The sequence below is a fragment of the Halorubrum sp. Atlit-26R genome, from assembly GCF_003666015.1.
In the GTDB taxonomy this organism is placed as follows: domain Archaea; phylum Halobacteriota; class Halobacteria; order Halobacteriales; family Haloferacaceae; genus Halorubrum.
This window is the reverse complement of the sequence record NZ_QPLT01000383.1, coordinates 1-526: the sequence shown is the minus strand read 5'-3', so window position 1 is coordinate 526 and position 526 is coordinate 1. Positions and strand designations below refer to the sequence as shown.

Genomic DNA, 526 nt, shown 5'->3' with positions numbered 1-526 from the left:
GTCCTCGAACGCGTCGCGGTGTTCGTAGTAGTGCGCGAGCGCGCCGAAGAGGTCGGCCATCGAGATCTCATACTCGCCGGCGACGACGTGTGGATCCTCATCGGCGTCGATCACGCGCCGCTTGACGTCGCGCACGGTGATCCGCGTCCCTTCCACGCGGGGCTCGCCGGAGCGAATCGCCTCGTCCCGGACGATCGAGGTCATACGATGAAATACGACCGATATCCGTTTAGTCCTTCGGGCGGCTCGGAAGACTGCGTCGGTCTCCGCCAGCTGGCGTGCGGTGACATGATGGTGGTCAGCGTGATCGCTGGATCTCCGCCCGCCGAAACCTATGAATACATCGTACACATAGCAAACACCATGCCCACCATCTCTACGCGCGTCCCCGAAGACCTCGAAGCAGAACTCGAGGCGTACCTCGAATCGGAGCGCCTCGACCGGAGCACGGCGGTCCGGAAGCTCCTCAGCGAGGGGCTCGAAGCGTGGCGCACCGAACGCGCGCTCGAACGCTTAGCCGACGGCA

The 526-nt window shown here is 64.1% G+C and carries 1 protein-coding gene; it reads right to left on the bottom strand.

Annotation, left to right across the window (positions count from 1 at the left end):
• The coding region (locus DVK07_RS21080; protein WP_147441318.1) for a DUF433 domain-containing protein at window positions 1–204 on the bottom strand (204 nt) is incomplete at its 3' end.
• Window positions 205–526: the final 322 nt, after the last annotated feature.